This is a genomic window from Phenylobacterium sp., from assembly GCF_037189685.1.
Lineage (GTDB): Bacteria > Pseudomonadota > Alphaproteobacteria > Caulobacterales > Caulobacteraceae > Phenylobacterium.
Genome location: NZ_JBBCIT010000016.1, coordinates 37,100 through 51,342, shown reverse-complemented (window position 1 = coordinate 51,342; position 14,243 = coordinate 37,100). Strand labels below are relative to the sequence as shown.

Here is a 14,243-nt window from a genome sequence, read left to right as displayed (position 1 = left end):
ACGCCCATGCCGATCCACCGCCTCCCGACCGAACTCATCAACCGCATCGCCGCCGGCGAAGTGGTCGAACGTCCCGCCAGCGCGGTCAAGGAGCTGGTGGAGAACGCGCTCGACGCCGGCGCGTCCGAGATCCAGGTGCAGGCGGACGGCGGCGGGCTCACCCGCATCCTGGTGGCCGACGACGGCGGCGGTTTGACGGCGGAGGAGCTGCCGCTGGCGGTCGAGCGCCACGCCACCTCAAAGCTCGCTCCGGGCGAGGACGGCGGCTACGACCTGCTGCGCATCGCCACCCTGGGGTTCCGGGGCGAGGCCTTGCCCTCGATCGGCTCGGTGGCGCGGCTGTCGATCGCCAGCCGCGCCCGCGGAATGGCCGACGCGAATGCGATCTTCGTGGACGGTGGTGCGGTCGGAGCGGTGGCGCCCGCGGGCTTCCCCGGCCCGCACGGGGCGCGGGTGGAGGTGCGCGACCTCTTCTACGCCACGCCCGCGCGCCTGAAGTTCATGAAGTCCGAGCGTTCGGAAGCCCAGGCGATCACCGAGGAGATCAAGCGCCAGGCCATGGCCCACGAGGCGGTGGGCTTCGCCCTGGACGTCGACGGCCGCCGCACCCTGCGCCTGCCGGCCGAGGCGGCGGGCGACGCGGGCCGGCTGGCGCGCCTGGCCACCATCCTGGGCCGCGACTTCTCGGACAACGCCCTGCTCATCGACCATGAGCGTGAGGGCGTGCGGCTTTCGGGCTACGCCGGCCTCCCCACCTACAACCGGGGCAACGCGGCGCATCAGTACCTGTTCGTCAACGGCCGGCCGGTGCGTGACCGGCTGCTCCAGGGGGCGCTGCGCGGCGCCTACGCCGATTTCCTGGCCCGGGACCGGCACCCGGTGGCGGCGCTCTACGTCGAGCTGGACCCGTCGCTGGTGGACGTGAACGTGCACCCGGCCAAGGCGGAGGTGCGCTTCCGTGACCCGGGCCTGGTGCGTGGCCTGATCGTCAGCGGCCTGCGCCACAGCCTCGCCGCGGCCGGGCACAGGGCCTCGACCACCGTCGCCCAGGCGGCGCTGGGCGGCTTCCGGCCGCAATCGGCGCCGTTTCCGCCGCCGCGGCCTTCCGGCGCCGGCTTCTCGGCCTGGTCGCAGGGCGGCTGGACGCCCAACGCGGCGGTCGCGGCCGTGGCCCAGGCGATCCCGGGCCTCTCCGAGGTCTCGGCGCGGGCCGAACCGGCGTGGGCGCCGGACGCGCCGGGCCTGGCCGAGGCGCCGGCCGCCGCCTTCGATCCCGTGGACTATCCGCTGGGCGCCGCCCGGGCCCAGGTCCACGAAACCTACATCGTCGCCCAGACCCGCGACGGCGTGGTGATCGTGGACCAGCACGCCGCCCACGAGCGGCTGGTCTATGAGCGGATGAAGGCCGAGATGGCGCAGGGCGGCGTCGCCCGGCAGGCTCTGCTGCTGCCCGAAGTGGTCGAGCTGGACCCCGCCGAGGCCGAGCGGGTGGTCTCGCGCGCCGACGAACTGGCCGCCCTGGGCCTGGTGGTCGAGGCCTTCGGCGCCGGCGCGGTGCTGGTGCGCGAGGTTCCGGCCCTGCTGGGCGAGACCGACGCGGCCGGGCTGGTCCGGGACATCGCCGACGACCTGACCGAGAACGGCGCGGCGCTGGCGCTCAAGGAGCGCCTCGAAGATGTCTGCGGCACGATGGCCTGCCACGGCTCGGTGCGGGCCGGCCGCCGCCTGACCGCCCCCGAGATGAACGCCCTGCTGCGCCAGATGGAGGCCACCCCCCATTCCGGCCAGTGCAACCACGGCCGCCCGACCTACGTCGAGCTCAAGCTGGCCGATATCGAGCGGCTGTTCGGACGGCGCTGAGCGCCCGGCGCGCAAGCTCGGCCCTGGCTCCGCGGGGCTGGGACGCGGACACGGGGCTCGCCGTGGCGGGGTGAGGGGTTGACTCGCGCGGTCTCCCCCGAAAGAACGCCGGCCACACGGGAAAATTCGAAGGAGTTCCGCCTCATGGCTGTCCGCGTCGCCATCAACGGTTTCGGTCGCATCGGCCGCCTGGTCCTGCGCTCGATCGTCGAACACGGGCGCAAGGACATCCAGGTGGTCGCCATCAACGACCTGGGCCCGGTCGAGACCAACGCCCACCTGCTGCGCTACGACAGCGTGCACGGCCGCTTCCCGGCCGAGGTGAAGGTCGACGGCGACTTCATCGAGGTGGCGGGCCACGGCCGCATCAAGGTGACCGCCATCCGCGATCCCAAGGACCTTCCGCACAAGGACCTGGGCGTGGACATCGCCCTGGAGTGCACCGGCATCTTCGCCTCGAAGGACAAGGCCCAGGCGCACCTGGACGCCGGCGCCAAGCGGGTGATCATCTCGGCCCCCGGCGACAACGTGGACAAGACCATCGTCTACGGCGTGAACCACGCGAGCCTGACCAAGGACGACGTGATCATCTCGAACGCGTCGTGCACCACCAACTGCCTGGCGCCCGTCGCCCACGTGCTGCAGGACCTCTGCGGCATCGAACGCGGCTACATGACGACGATCCACTCCTACACCGGCGACCAGCCGACCCTGGATACGATGCACAAGGACCTGTACCGCGCCCGCGCCGCGGCCATGTCCATGATCCCGACCTCGACCGGCGCCGCCAAGGCGCTGGGGCTGGTGATCCCGGCCCTGGCCGGCAAGCTGGACGGCAGCTCGATCCGCGTGCCGACCCCCAACGTCTCGGTCGTCGACCTGAAGTTCGTGCCCACCCGCTCGACCACCGTGGCTGACATCAACGCCGCGCTGGAAGCGGCCGCCAACGGCGCGCTGAAGGGCGTGCTGGCGGTCACCAAGGACCCGCTGGTCTCCACCGACTTCAACCACAACCCCGCCTCGTCGACGGTGGCCCTGCCCCAGACGCAGATCGTGGACGGCGGCCTCTGCCGCGTCCTGAGCTGGTACGACAACGAGTGGGGCTTCTCGACCCGCATGAGCGACACCGCCGTCGCCATGGGCAAGCTGATCTGATGCGCGCCGGCCCTCTCGGGGGCCTGGCGTCCCTTCTGGTCTTCCTGACGAGCCTGCCGGCGGGCTTCCTGACGTCGATGATCTGGAAGAGCTTCCGCAAGGGCGGGACCTTCTGGGTGGATGCGACCGAAATGACGCTGCTCTTCGTCGTCCTGGCGTGGGCGCCCGTCTGGGCGGTCCGGATGGCCTTGGTGGGGCGGCGCGTCGTCGCCGGCCGGCCGGCGCCCGCGGGCTGGCTGGCGATCGCGGAGCTGGGGATGCTGATGTCGGCCAGCGGGCTGTTCGGCCTGGGGTTCGTCGCGGCGCCGGACTGGCTGAACTAGCTTGGATTGAATGAGGCAGGCATGAGCTTTCGCACGCTGGATCAGGCGGACCTCACCGGGAAGCGCGCGCTCGTGCGCGTGGATTTCAACGTCCCCATGCAGGACGGCGCCGTCAGCGACGACACGCGCCTGAGGGCGGCGCTGCCCACCATCGAGAAACTGCGCAAGGGGGGGGCGAAGACGATCCTGCTGGCCCACTTCGACCGGCCCAAGGGCAAGCGCGTGCCCGAGATGAGCCTGAAACCCGTCGTGGAGCCGCTGGCCCGGGTGCTGGGCGTTCCCGTGGCCTTCGCCGAGGACTGCATCGGCCCGAAGGCGCGCGAGGCGGTGAACGCGATGCAGCCCGGCGACGTGCTGCTGCTGGAGAACGTGCGCTTCCACGCCGGCGAGGAGGCCAACGACCGCGCCTTCGCCGACGCCCTGGCGGCGAACGGCGACCTCTATGTCAACGACGCCTTCTCGGCGGCGCACCGCGCGCACGCCTCGACCGAGGCCCTGGCCAAGCGCCTGCAGGCCTTTGCCGGCGAGCAGATGCGGCTGGAGCTCGAGGCCCTGGACGCGGCCCTGGGCAACCCCCAGCGGCCGGTGCTGGGCATCGTCGGCGGCTCGAAGGTCTCCACCAAGCTGGACCTGCTGCGCAACCTGGTGACCAAGCTGGACAAGCTGGCCATCGGCGGCGGCATGGCCAACACCTTCCTCTACGCCCAGGGCCACGACGTGGGCGCGTCGTACTGCGAGAAGGACCTCGCCGACACGGCGCGCGACATCATCCGCCTGGCCGGCCAGAACAACTGCAAGCTCTTCCTGCCGCTGGACGTGGTCGTGGCCGAGAAGATGGCCCCCGGCGCGCCGGCGCGGGTGCGCGACGCGGGCTCGATCGACGACGACGAGCGCATCCTGGACGCGGGCCCCGAGACGGTCGAGCGGCTGTGCCGCGCCATGAGCAACTCCAGGACGCTGATCTGGAACGGCCCGCTGGGCGTGTTCGAGATGCAACCCTTCGACAAGGGCACCGTTACGGCCGCGAAGCACGCCGCCGAACTGGCCAGATCGGGGAAGCTGGTGGCAGTCGCCGGCGGGGGTGATACCGTGGCGGCCCTCAACCTCGCCGGCGTGACCGGCGACTTCACCTTCGTGTCGACCGCCGGCGGCGCGTTTCTTGAATGGATGGAGGGAAAGGAGCTGCCCGGCGTGGCCGCTCTGACCCGATAGAAGACAGGTAGAACGAACATGGCCCGGATTACGCTGCGACAACTCCTCGACCACGCGGCCGAGCACGGTTACGGCGTGCCCGCGTTCAACATCAACAACATGGAACAGGCGCTGGCGATCATGGAGGCCGCCGAGGCCACCGACTCGCCCGTGATCATGCAGGCGTCGCGCGGCGCGCGGTCCTACGCCAACGACATCGTGCTGAAGCACCTGATCGACGCGATGGCCGAGATGTATCCGGCGATCCCGATCTGCATGCACCAGGACCACGGCAACAACGAGGCCACCTGCGCCACCGCGATCCAGTACGGCTTCACCTCGGTGATGATGGACGGCTCGCTGAAGGCCGACGGCAAGACGCCCGCCGACTACGACTACAACGTCGAGGTCACCCGCAACGTCGTGAACATGGCCCACTGGGTCGGCGCCAGCGTCGAGGGCGAGCTGGGCGTGCTGGGCAGCCTCGAGACCGGCATGGGCGAGAAGGAAGACGGCCACGGCTTCGAGGGCAAGCTGGGCCACGACCAGCTTCTGACCGACCCCGACCAGGCTGTGGACTTCGTGAAGGCCACCGAGGTCGACGCCCTCGCCATCGCCATGGGCACCAGCCACGGCGCCTACAAGTTCACCCGCCAGCCGGACGGCGACGTCCTGGCCATGAACGTGATCGAGGAGATCCACCGCCGCCTGCCCAACACCCACCTGGTGATGCACGGCAGCTCCTCGGTGCCGCAGGACCTGCAGGACCTGATCAACAAGTACGGCGGCGAGATGCCCCAGACCTGGGGCGTGCCGGTGGAGGAGATCCAGCGCGGCATCAAGCACGGCGTCCGCAAGATCAACATCGACACCGACAACCGCATGGCCATCACCGCCGCGATCCGGAAGGTGTTCGTCGAGAAGCCGGGCGAGTTCGATCCGCGCGGCTACCTGAAGCCCGCCAAGGAAGCCATGCGCACGGTCTGCCTCCAGCGCTTCGAGGAGTTCGGCACGGCGGGCCACGCGGGCAAGATCAAGCCGATCCCGCTGTCGGACATGGCCAAGCGCTATGCCGCCGGCGAGCTCGCGCCCAAGATCGGCATCACCCAGGTGGCGGCCGAGTAGCGGCCGCAGGCTCCGGCGGCCGCGCCGCCGGACCTATCCCGGAAGACTCGCATAGATCCGCTCGTAGAGGGGGCGGAAGGGATAGGCCCATATGTAGTCGGGGATCAGGCCGCCGAAGACCAGGCCACAGGCCTGAGGCCGCCCCGCCACCGTGCGGCAGAGCAGCGAACCCGACAGGCCTTTCCTGGCTCGCCCCTGCACGAGCCGGAGCTGCCAGAAGCCCCGGTAGTGGATTCGGACTCCGTCGACGTTGGCCTCGTTGTCGCCGTCGGCGGGCTCCGCCGAAACACATCGGAACAGTTCGCCGTTGGCGACGAACCAGTAGTCGTTCAGCCGCGGAGTGATGACGTCCATCTTCTCGAGAGCGGACGGAACGTTCCGGATCATCAAAGGCTCGACCGATCGCGGATCGTCGACCCGGATGACCGCCGCGTCGGCCGTGGCCACCACGCCCTGCCTGAGAGGGCTCCAGTAGATCACCGGACCCAGCGGACGCACCTGGCCGCCGTCACGCCATCTCATGCGGCCCGACGCGCCGTTGGCGGCGACATCACACGCCACATGGGCGTTGGTCAGCACATAGCCGACGCCGCCCTTGGAAAAGGAAACGCCGGCGATCCCGAGATCGTTGTCGAACGCCTGGAGGACATCGCCCGAGCAGACACCGAACCCTTCCGGAACGGCGCTGGTCTGGACGACGTCCGTCACGAGCGTTCCCAACGTGCGACCGTCCCCCTGCCGAACGGGGATTTCCTGCGGAACCCGCTGACCTGCCGGGACGCTGGTCTTCGTCTCCACATAGACCTTCGCGGCGATCCGCCCCGATGGAACGCCCCCGACCAGCTTCTCACCCAGAGTGACGTGGGTGACGTTGGGAAGCTGCCTCAAGGCCGCCGTGCCGCGGCGTATCGCCTGGCGGAGATGGCGGCGGGTCGGCGCCACGGCCTACTTCTTCTGGGCGCCGCCCGGCATTGAGACTGCGCCACCCTCGGGAATCGACGGCGGCGTGGAGTCGGGCCGGGCCTTCTGGCTGCGGATCGTTGTCAGCGCCGGCGCAGCCGCGCCGTTGCAGTCGACGCTCCAGATCGCGAACTCGTCACTCCCGCCGGCCGCCTTGTCGCTGAGACCATCCCCGAGTTGCTTTCCCGCCTTCGCCGCCTCGGTGACCGACTTGAGGAATTCCAGCGGAAGGGCCGTCGAATCCTCCTTGGCCGAGACTTCCGTCAGAATGCTGTTGGTCATCTTCAGCGTGACCTCGTTCTTGGCCAGGAAGGTGCCGAACTGAACGGCGAAGGGCTTCGAACAGTCTGGAATGACCACGCTAGAAACGCCCGAGCCCGTCGCCACCAGATACGTCTTCGGCGCAAAGACCCTGAAGCCCTTGGTGGTCATGTCGCCCACCTCGACAGGCGTCGCGGTAGTGTAGGCGCATCCCCCGAGAAGGATCCCGATACCCGCCGCAAGCCAAACAGATCGCGTTGTTCCCATAATCCGCCCCATTTCCCGTAACGACGATCTTCGAGATTCGAATGGGAGTCAATTAAGGTTGTATTGAAAAATTTAACAACCCGAAGGACCAGAACCCAACCGGCCGGTCACGCGTTAGCGCCGCCATGGCGAGGCGCGTTCGACAGGAAGAGAACTACCTCCGCGGTTTGGCGCGCGCGGCGGGCGGAGCGCTGCTCTTCGGATTCCCGCTGCTGATGACCATGGAGATGTGGGCCTTCGGCGCGCACATGGGGCGCTGGCGGCTCGCTCTGTTCGTCTTGGTCACGGCCTCGGTGGTCTATGGACTGAGCCGTTTCGCCGGGTTCCGCGAGGTCACCTCGCCGCTGGACGACCTGCTCGACACGGCGGCGGCCTTGCTGGTCGGCTTCGTCGTCGCCGCGGCGCTGCTGTGCATGTTCGGCCTGATCGGTCCGCAGACGGCCTTTCGCGAGGGCTTCGGCATGATCGCCATCCAGGCCGCGCCGGCCAGCATGGGGGCGATGCTGGCCAACAAGCAGCTCCAGCGTGACCGGCCCCGCGGAGACGACGAGGATCATGCCGGCTATCCCGGCCAGCTCTTCCTGATGGGAGCCGGGGCGCTGTTCCTGGGGTTCAATGTGGCGCCCACGGAGGAGATGCTGCTGATCGGCTTCCGGATGAGCGCCTGGCACGCCGTCGTCCTGGTGCTGGCCTCGCTCGCGGCGCTGCACGTCCTGGTGTTTACGGTGGGTTTCGCGGGTCAGCACGACTCGGAGAGCCATCTCAGGGCCTTCGCCCACTTCACCCTGGCCGGCTACGGCCTGGCCCTGCTGGTCAGCCTGTATGTGCTGTGGACCTTCGGGCGCCTGGACGGCGGATTGTCGGAGGCCGTGCGCGCCGTCGTGGTCCTGGGCTTCCCGGCGGCGATCGGCGCGGCGATCGCCCGGCTGGTGGTCTGACATGGCCCGCCGGAAAACATCGCCGCCCGCCGCGCCCGACACGCCCGTCCTGGAGTGGATCGCCGCCTCGGTCGGCGCCCTCCTGACCCTCGGTGTCCTCGGCTACTCGGCCTGGGAGGGCGTCAGCGATCCGGACGCGCCGCCCGACCTGTCGGCCCGCGCCGAGGCGTCGACGCCCGGCCGGTCGGGGTTCGTCACGCCCATCGTCGTCCGCAACGCCGGCTTCGCCACGGCCGCCGATGTGGAGGTGGTCGCGCGCCTGGACCGCGCGGGACAGCCCTCGGAGACCCGCCGTGCGCGTTTCGCCTACGTGCCCGGCCGCGGCGAGGCGCGCGGGGGCGTGATCTTCCGGAGCGATCCCGCCGCCGGGCGCATCTCGGTGGAGATCGAGGGCTTCGAGGAGCCCTGATCAGGCCTTGGCGAGCAGCTCGCCCATCCGGCGGTGCAGCAGGTTGATGGCCTTCAGGGGACGGATCATCACCTTGAAACGGGTGATCTGCCCCGCCTCGTTCCACCAGATCAGGTCGACGCCGTTGACGGTGATCCCCTCGATCTCGCAGGCGAACTCCAGCACCGCCGAGCGTTCGGCGCGCCATTCGCCGAGATAGCGGAAGGCCTCGTTGTTCAGCACCTGAAGGGAGCCCGACAGGTACGTCACGGTGATCGCCTTGCCCACCTGGGGCGTATGCACCACGGGACTCTCGAAGGTGGCCTCGTCGGCGATCAGCGACGCCATGACGGCGACGTCCTTGGTCTTCACCACCTCGTGCCAGCGGGCGATCGGGTCCATGCGGGTTTCCAGCCTTCGTTCTTCGTCGCGGGGCGGCGTCAGGCGTCGATGGGCTTCCCGCGCATCTCCTTGATGAACAGGAAGCCGACCACCGCGGTCCCGGCCGCCACCACGATCGGATACCAGAGGCCGTAGTAGATGTTGCCCGTGGCCGCCACCATGGCGAAGGCGGTGGTCGGCAGGAAGCCGCCCAGCCAGCCGTTGCCGAGATGGTAGGGCAGCGACATCGACGTGTAGCGGATGCGCGCGGGGAACATCTCCACCAGGGCCGCGGCGATCGGCCCGTAGACCATGGTGACGTAGAGCACCAGCAGCCAGAGCAGGCCCACCACCAGCGGCCTGTTCACCTGCGCCGGATCGGCCTTTGGCGGATAGCCGGCGGCGGCGAGCACCGTGCCGAGATCGTGGGTCCAGGCGGCCTTCCGGGCGTCGAATTCGGCCTTGGGCAGGCCCGCGCCCTCGAAGCTGGCCAGCTCGACCTGGCCCACCCGTACGACCGCCACGGCGCCGGCGGGCGCGGCGACGTTGTCGTAGCTGACGCCCGAGCCGGCCAGGGCCGACTTGGCGATGTCGCAGGAGCTGGTGAAGGCCGTCCGCCCCACGGGGTCGAACTGGAGCGCGCAGCGCGCGGGGTCGGCCGTCACCGTCACGGGCGCCGCCGCGCTGGCCGCCGCGAGCTGGGGATTGGCCGCCGCGGTCAGGGCCTTGAAGATCGGGAAGTAGGTGAAGGCCGCCAGGAGGCAGCCCGCCAGTATGATCGGCTTTCGTCCCACCTTGTCCGACAGCCAGCCGAACACGATGAAGAACGGCGTGCCCAGCGCCAGGGCGATGGCCACCAGGATGTTGGTGAGCGCCCCGTCCACCCGCAGCATCTTCTCGAGGAAGAAGAGAGCGTAGAACTGGCCCGTGTACCACACCACCGCCTGGCCGGCGGTGAGGCCCAGCAGCGCCAGGATCACCAGCTTGAGGTTGCTCCACTGGCCGAAGCTCTCGGCCAGGGGCTTCTTCGAGGTCTTCCCCTCGCTGACCATCCGCTGGAACACCGGGCTCTCGTTCAGCCGCAGGCGGATCCAGAGCGAGACGCCCAGGAGCAGGATCGAGGCCAGGAACGGGATGCGCCAGCCCCAGGCGCGGAACGCCTCCTCGCCGATCTGGGTGCGCACCACCAGGATCACGATCAGGCTCAGGAACAGGCCGGCCGTCGCGGTCGTCTGGATCCAGCTCGTGTAGAGGCCGCGCTGGCCGGGTGGCGCGTGTTCGGCGACGTAGGTGGCGGCCCCGCCGTACTCGCCGCCCAGGGCCAGGCCCTGGATCAGCCGCAGCGTGATCAGCAGGATCGGCGCCGCCACGCCGATGGTCTCGTAGCTGGGCAGCAGGCCCACGACGAAGGTCGAGACGCCCATCAGCAGCATGGTGACGAGGAAGGTGTTCTTGCGGCCCCAGAGGTCGCCCAGGCGGCCGAAGACGATGGCCCCGAACGGCCGCACCGCGAACCCCGCGGCGAAGGCCAGCAGGGCGAAGATGTAGCCCGTGACCTCGTTCACGCCCGAGAAGAAGTGGGCCGTGATGAAGCTGGCGAGCGAACCGTAGAGATAGAAGTCGTACCACTCGAAGACCGTGCCGACGGACGCGCCGGTCACGACCCCGGCATGCCCGCCCGTCTTCGGCTTCACCTCGGCCGCCGCCGCCATGCGTCCCTCCCCCTGTTCGCTTGGGGGACGGTAGGGCCAAACCGGCCGGTTCGTCACGGTGTCCTTCTCCCCAGAGGGAGAAGGACGGCGCGGCTAGCTGTCCGGCAGTTCGCCCATGGCGCTCTGGAGGTAGTTCGGCTCGCCCAGGCTCTTCACGAGGCTGAGCTGGGTTTCGAGGAAGTCGATGTGTTCCTCGGTGTCGGTCAGGATCTCGCGGAAGATCTGGCGGGTGACGTAGTCGGCCGACGCCTCGCACAGCCTGATGCCGTCGATCAGGGTCTGGCGACCGCCCACTTCGACGGCGAGGTCCGCGGCCAGGCACTCCGGCACGGTCTCGCCGATCTTCAGCTTGTGCAGATCCTGGAGGTTGGGCAGGCCGTCGAGGAACAGGATCCGGTTGATGAGCTTGTCGGCATGCTTCATTTCGCCGATGGACTCGTCATAGGTGATCTTGCCGAGGCGCTTGAAACCCCAGTTGTCGTACATCCGCGCATGCAGGAAATACTGGTTGACCGCGGTCAGCTCGTTGGTGAGCACCGCGTTCAAGAGCTTGATGATCGCCTTGTCGCCTTGCACGTCCGGCCCTCCGTCAAATCATTGAAGGCCCGAATGGCGTCCGAGGTTGCGCGATGTCAAAGACAATCTGTGCGAGTGATTTGCGGTTGCTCGGAAAACCGCAGAATCGTCTGAGAATGATTTGCGCTCGCCCTCAACGGGGTGAAAACGCCCCTATTCGGCGGCGTAGCGGAGCGCCTCGCGATCCTCGTCCAGCATCCGGCGCATGTCGCAGACGCAGCGCGCGCACTGGGCGGCCGAATCGCAAGCCTTGAAGATCTGCGCCGGACGGCTGGCCCCCGCGGCGATGGCCGCGCGGACGTCACGTTCCCGAATGCCGTTGCAGTTGCAGACGTACATGACGCGCGGAGAACTCCTGATCCGACCCTCTCTCGATAGCGGCCTGCGAACGCCTTTGCAAGTCATTCGCATTCGGCGAGATGTCGCAACCCGCGCTTAAACCGGTCGCGACCACCCGCTATAAGGGGTGTCGGCGGCGGCGGGCCGGCCGGCCGCGACGCTCAAGGGACGGTCATGGACCTCGACGCGCTCCTGCTCTCGCGACTCCAGTTCGCCTTCACGGTCGCGTTCCACATCATCTTCCCCAGCTTCACCATCGGCCTCGCCAGCTTCCTGGCGGTGCTGGAGGGCCTGTGGCTGCTGACCCGGAAGGAGGCGTTCAAGACGCTCTACCTCTTCTGGGTGAAGATCTTCGCGATCTCGTTCGGCATGGGCGTCGTCTCGGGGGTGGTGCTCAGCTACCAGCTCGGGACGAACTGGAGCGTCTTCGCCGCGGTGACCGCGCCGGTCATCGGTCCCCTCCTGGCCTTCGAGGTGCTGACGGCCTTCTTCCTGGAGGCGTCGTTCCTGGGGGTCATGCTGTTCGGCTGGCGGAAGGTGGGGCCCGGGCTGCATTTCGCCTCCACGGCGCTCGTGGCCGTGGGCACCCTGATATCCGCCTTCTGGATCATCTCGGCCAACAGCTGGATGCAGCACCCCACCGGCCACGAGGTGCTGGCCGACGGCTCGCTTCGCGCGGTGGACTGGTGGCAGGTGGTGTTCTCGCCGACGTTCCCCGAGCGCTTCGCCCACATGGCGCTGGCGGCCTATCTGACCACCTCGCTGGTGGTGGGGGCGGCGTCGGCCTGGCGCATCCTCCGGTCGGGGCCGTCGCCGGAATCGTCCATCGCGCTGCGCATGGCCATCGGCATGTTCGCGGTGGTGGCGCCGCTCCAGCTCGTGGTGGGCGACCTTTCGGGCAAGGATGTGCAGCGCCTTCAGCCGGCCAAGCTGGCCGCCATCGAGGGGTTCTGGGAGACCCGAACCGAACAGCCCTTCCACATCCTCGCCTGGCCCGACCGCGCACTGGAGGGCAATCGCTTCGAGCTTTCGATCCCCAAGGTGGGAAGCTGGATCACCGCCGGCAGCGTGGACGCCGAGGTCCAGGGCCTGAAGGCCTTCGCACCCGAGGATCGGCCGCCTGCGGCCATCGTCTTCTGGGCCTTCCGGGTGATGGTGGGTCTTGGCCTGCTGATGATCGCGCTGGGCGCCTGGGGCGCCTGGCTCATCTGGCGCGGCAGGCCCTGGCGTGGCAGGCCTGGGCGTGGGGGCCCCGAGCGGAGCCGCGCCTTCCTCTGGAGCGCCGTGGCGATGGGACCGGCGGGCTTCGTCGCCGTGATCGCGGGCTGGATCGTCGCCGAGGTGGGCCGCCAGCCCTACGTGGTCTACGGCGTCCTGCGCACCGCCGACGCCGTCTCGCCCGTGGGCGCCGGCCAGGTCTCGGCCTCACTGCTGGCCTTCATGGTGGTCTATGCGGTGATCTTCGTGGCCGGCATGCTCTACATCCTGCGGCTCATCGCCCAGGGTCCCCAGGGCGACGACGAGGACGCTCCCGTCGCCGATGGCCAGCCGCCGGGCAATGCGCTCGCCGCCGCCCCGCCGGAGCACCGCCCATGACCCTGGATCTGCCCCTCATCTGGGCGGTCGTGATCGCCACCGCCGTCCTGCTCTACGTGCTGCTCGACGGCTTCGACCTGGGCATCGGCATCCTGTTTCCCTTCGCGGCCTCCCCCCAGGAACGCGACGTGATGATGGAGACCATCGCGCCCGTGTGGGACGGCAACGAGACCTGGCTGGTCCTGGGCGGCGGCGGCCTCTTCGCGGCCTTTCCCTTCGCCTACGCCACCCTCATGCCGGCGCTGTACCTGCCGATCATCCTGATGCTGCTGGCGCTGATCCTGCGCGGCGTGGCGTTCGAGTTCCGCCACCACGGCCGGGTCCGCGGCAAGGCGTTCTGGACCGCGGCGTTCGCCGGCGGCTCGCTGGTCGCGACCCTGGCCCAGGGGCTGGTGCTGGGCGGTTTCATCCAGGGCGTGAAGCTGAACGGCCTGGCCTTCGGCGGCGGCCCGTTCGACTGGCTCACGCCCTACAGCGTGCTGGTCGCGGTGGGCCTTGCGGCGGGCTACGCGCTGCTGGGGGCGGCCTGGCTGGTCTGGAGGACCGAAGGCGAACTGCAGGCCCGCGCCCGCCGCTGGAGCTGGACGGCCACCGCGGCGGTGGCGGCGCTTCTGGCCCTGGTCAGCCTCGCCACCCTGTTCGTCCACCCGCGTGTCGCGGCGCGCTGGGGCTTCGGGGACGGCGCGCTGGAACTGACCACCCTGCTGCCGCTGCTGCCCATTCCGCTTGCTGGCCTCGGGGGGCTGGTGCTGGCCGCCTTCGGCCTGCGCCGCGGCCATCACGCCACGCCGCTTCTGGGGGCCTATGTGGTCTTCCTCTCCGGCTTCGTCGGCCTCGCCGTCGGCTTCTTCCCGCACATCGTCCCCTACGACATGACCTTCCGCCAGGCGGCCAATGCCGACAACGCGCTGGGCCTCATGCTGGTGGGCGTGGGGATCCTGCTGCCGGTGATCCTGGGCTACACCGTCTGGGTCTACTGGCTGTTCCGCGGCAAGGTGACGGCCGGTGCGTCGTATCATTGAGCCGCCGCCCGAGGACGGGGCCGCGCCTTCGCCGCTCTGGCGGCGGCTGGCGTGGTTCGTGGGCCTGGCCGTGGCGGGGACGTCGGCGACCGCGGCCGTGGCCTACGGCCTGCGATCCCTGCTGATGCCATAGGGAACCCGTGTATGTA

General features: G+C 69.3%; 16 protein-coding genes. 10 read left to right on the top strand and 6 right to left on the bottom strand.

The genetic code is table 11. From position 1 onward, the window contains the following. Positions 1-6 precede the first annotated feature (6 nt). The 5 genes from mutL (at position 7) to fba (ending at position 5,654) form a co-directional block, all read left to right on the top strand. Positions 7-1,860 (top strand): DNA mismatch repair endonuclease MutL, encoded by a 1,854-nt coding sequence (mutL, locus tag WG212_RS12250; RefSeq protein ID WP_337187381.1) that lies wholly within the window; start codon positions 7-9, stop codon positions 1,858-1,860. 144 nt (positions 1,861-2,004) lie between these two features. Continuing rightward, entirely contained in the window at positions 2,005-3,015 is a 1,011-nt protein-coding gene (gene gap / locus WG212_RS12245; RefSeq protein WP_337187380.1) for a type I glyceraldehyde-3-phosphate dehydrogenase, read from the top strand. Beyond that, positions 3,015-3,338: a hypothetical protein gene (locus WG212_RS12240; protein ID WP_337187379.1), complete on the top strand. Its 324-nt coding sequence runs from the start codon at positions 3,015-3,017 to the stop codon at positions 3,336-3,338. The genes gap and WG212_RS12240 overlap by 1 nt, the downstream gene beginning before the upstream one ends. Before the next feature lie 21 nt (positions 3,339-3,359). Further along, positions 3,360-4,550, top strand: coding sequence for a phosphoglycerate kinase (locus tag WG212_RS12235; protein ID WP_337187378.1), 1,191 nt, complete (start codon positions 3,360-3,362; stop codon positions 4,548-4,550). 18 nt (positions 4,551-4,568) lie between these two features. Further along, positions 4,569-5,654: a class II fructose-bisphosphate aldolase gene (fba, locus tag WG212_RS12230; RefSeq protein WP_337187377.1), complete on the top strand. Its 1,086-nt coding sequence runs from the start codon at positions 4,569-4,571 to the stop codon at positions 5,652-5,654. A 33-nt stretch (positions 5,655-5,687) separates the two neighbouring features. On the opposite strand, the gene WG212_RS12225 is transcribed toward fba, so the two are convergent. Both WG212_RS12225 and WG212_RS12220 read right to left on the bottom strand, forming a co-directional pair. Further along, positions 5,688-6,596 carry a hypothetical protein gene (locus WG212_RS12225; protein ID WP_337187376.1) on the bottom strand — a complete coding sequence of 303 codons (909 nt, stop codon included), beginning with the start codon at positions 6,594-6,596 and terminating at the stop codon, positions 5,688-5,690. Between the two features lie 3 nt (positions 6,597-6,599). Beyond that, the gene (locus WG212_RS12220; RefSeq protein WP_337187375.1) at positions 6,600-7,046 is read right to left on the bottom strand and encodes a hypothetical protein; all 447 of its coding nucleotides are present in this window, start codon (positions 7,044-7,046) and stop codon (positions 6,600-6,602) included. A gap of 263 nt (positions 7,047-7,309) precedes the next feature. On the opposite strand from WG212_RS12220, the gene WG212_RS12215 reads away from it, so the two are divergent. Both WG212_RS12215 and WG212_RS12210 read left to right on the top strand, forming a co-directional pair. Beyond that, positions 7,310-8,080 carry a TIGR02587 family membrane protein gene (locus WG212_RS12215; protein ID WP_337187374.1) on the top strand — a complete coding sequence of 257 codons (771 nt, stop codon included), beginning with the start codon at positions 7,310-7,312 and terminating at the stop codon, positions 8,078-8,080. 1 nt (position 8,081) lies between these two features. Continuing rightward, positions 8,082-8,489: a hypothetical protein gene (locus WG212_RS12210; protein WP_337187373.1), complete on the top strand. Its 408-nt coding sequence runs from the start codon at positions 8,082-8,084 to the stop codon at positions 8,487-8,489. Here WG212_RS12210 and WG212_RS12205 read toward each other — a convergent pair whose 3' ends face one another. The 4 genes from WG212_RS12205 to WG212_RS12190 form a co-directional block, all read right to left on the bottom strand. Further along, positions 8,490-8,870: a nuclear transport factor 2 family protein gene (locus WG212_RS12205; RefSeq protein WP_337187372.1), complete on the bottom strand. Its 381-nt coding sequence runs from the start codon at positions 8,868-8,870 to the stop codon at positions 8,490-8,492. Between the two features lie 38 nt (positions 8,871-8,908). Beyond that, positions 8,909-10,561, bottom strand: coding sequence for an MFS transporter (locus WG212_RS12200; protein WP_337187371.1), 1,653 nt, complete (start codon positions 10,559-10,561; stop codon positions 8,909-8,911). Positions 10,562-10,654: 93 nt separating this feature from the next. After that, positions 10,655-11,137 (bottom strand): bacterioferritin, encoded by a 483-nt coding sequence (gene bfr / locus WG212_RS12195; RefSeq protein WP_337187370.1) that lies wholly within the window; start codon positions 11,135-11,137, stop codon positions 10,655-10,657. Between the two features lie 153 nt (positions 11,138-11,290). Beyond that, the gene (locus WG212_RS12190) at positions 11,291-11,476 is read right to left on the bottom strand and encodes a (2Fe-2S)-binding protein (RefSeq protein ID WP_293374684.1); all 186 of its coding nucleotides are present in this window, start codon (positions 11,474-11,476) and stop codon (positions 11,291-11,293) included. 174 nt (positions 11,477-11,650) lie between these two features. On the opposite strand from WG212_RS12190, the gene WG212_RS12185 reads away from it, so the two are divergent. Genes WG212_RS12185 through WG212_RS12175 form a run of 3 tightly spaced genes read left to right on the top strand, consistent with a single transcriptional unit; the run spans position 11,651 to position 14,227 of the window. Next, positions 11,651-13,072 carry a cytochrome ubiquinol oxidase subunit I gene (locus WG212_RS12185; protein ID WP_337187369.1) on the top strand — a complete coding sequence of 474 codons (1,422 nt, stop codon included), beginning with the start codon at positions 11,651-11,653 and terminating at the stop codon, positions 13,070-13,072. Next, on the top strand, positions 13,069-14,094 hold the full coding sequence (cydB, locus tag WG212_RS12180; RefSeq protein ID WP_337187368.1) for a cytochrome d ubiquinol oxidase subunit II: 1,026 nt from the start codon (positions 13,069-13,071) through the stop codon (positions 14,092-14,094). Before WG212_RS12185 ends, cydB begins: the two co-directional genes overlap by 4 nt. Continuing rightward, complete coding sequence (locus WG212_RS12175) at positions 14,078-14,227, top strand: hypothetical protein (RefSeq protein WP_337187367.1); 150 nt, start codon at positions 14,078-14,080, stop codon at positions 14,225-14,227. Before cydB ends, WG212_RS12175 begins: the two co-directional genes overlap by 17 nt. The last annotated feature ends 16 nt before the right edge of the window (positions 14,228-14,243 follow it).

Bases quoted from the DNA above. Each gene is read 5' to 3' on its own strand.
- mutL (WP_337187381.1), top strand. From the start codon at position 7: ATGCCGATCCACCGCCTCCCGACCGAACTCATCAACCGCATCGCCGCC.
- fba (WP_337187377.1), top strand. From the start codon at position 4,569: ATGGCCCGGATTACGCTGCGACAACTCCTCGACCACGCGGCCGAGCAC.
- WG212_RS12220 (WP_337187375.1), bottom strand. From the start codon at position 7,046: ATGACCACCAAGGGCTTCAGGGTCTTTGCGCCGAAGACGTATCTGGTG.
- WG212_RS12200 (WP_337187371.1), bottom strand. From the start codon at position 10,561: ATGGCGGCGGCGGCCGAGGTGAAGCCGAAGACGGGCGGGCATGCCGGG.
- WG212_RS12210 (WP_337187373.1), top strand. From the start codon at position 8,082: ATGGCCCGCCGGAAAACATCGCCGCCCGCCGCGCCCGACACGCCCGTC.
- WG212_RS12205 (WP_337187372.1), bottom strand. From the start codon at position 8,870: ATGGACCCGATCGCCCGCTGGCACGAGGTGGTGAAGACCAAGGACGTC.
- cydB (WP_337187368.1), top strand. From the start codon at position 13,069: ATGACCCTGGATCTGCCCCTCATCTGGGCGGTCGTGATCGCCACCGCC.
- gap (WP_337187380.1), top strand. From the start codon at position 2,005: ATGGCTGTCCGCGTCGCCATCAACGGTTTCGGTCGCATCGGCCGCCTG.
- WG212_RS12185 (WP_337187369.1), top strand. From the start codon at position 11,651: ATGGACCTCGACGCGCTCCTGCTCTCGCGACTCCAGTTCGCCTTCACG.
- WG212_RS12235 (WP_337187378.1), top strand. From the start codon at position 3,360: ATGAGCTTTCGCACGCTGGATCAGGCGGACCTCACCGGGAAGCGCGCG.
- WG212_RS12190 (WP_293374684.1), bottom strand. From the start codon at position 11,476: ATGTACGTCTGCAACTGCAACGGCATTCGGGAACGTGACGTCCGCGCG.
- WG212_RS12240 (WP_337187379.1), top strand. From the start codon at position 3,015: ATGCGCGCCGGCCCTCTCGGGGGCCTGGCGTCCCTTCTGGTCTTCCTG.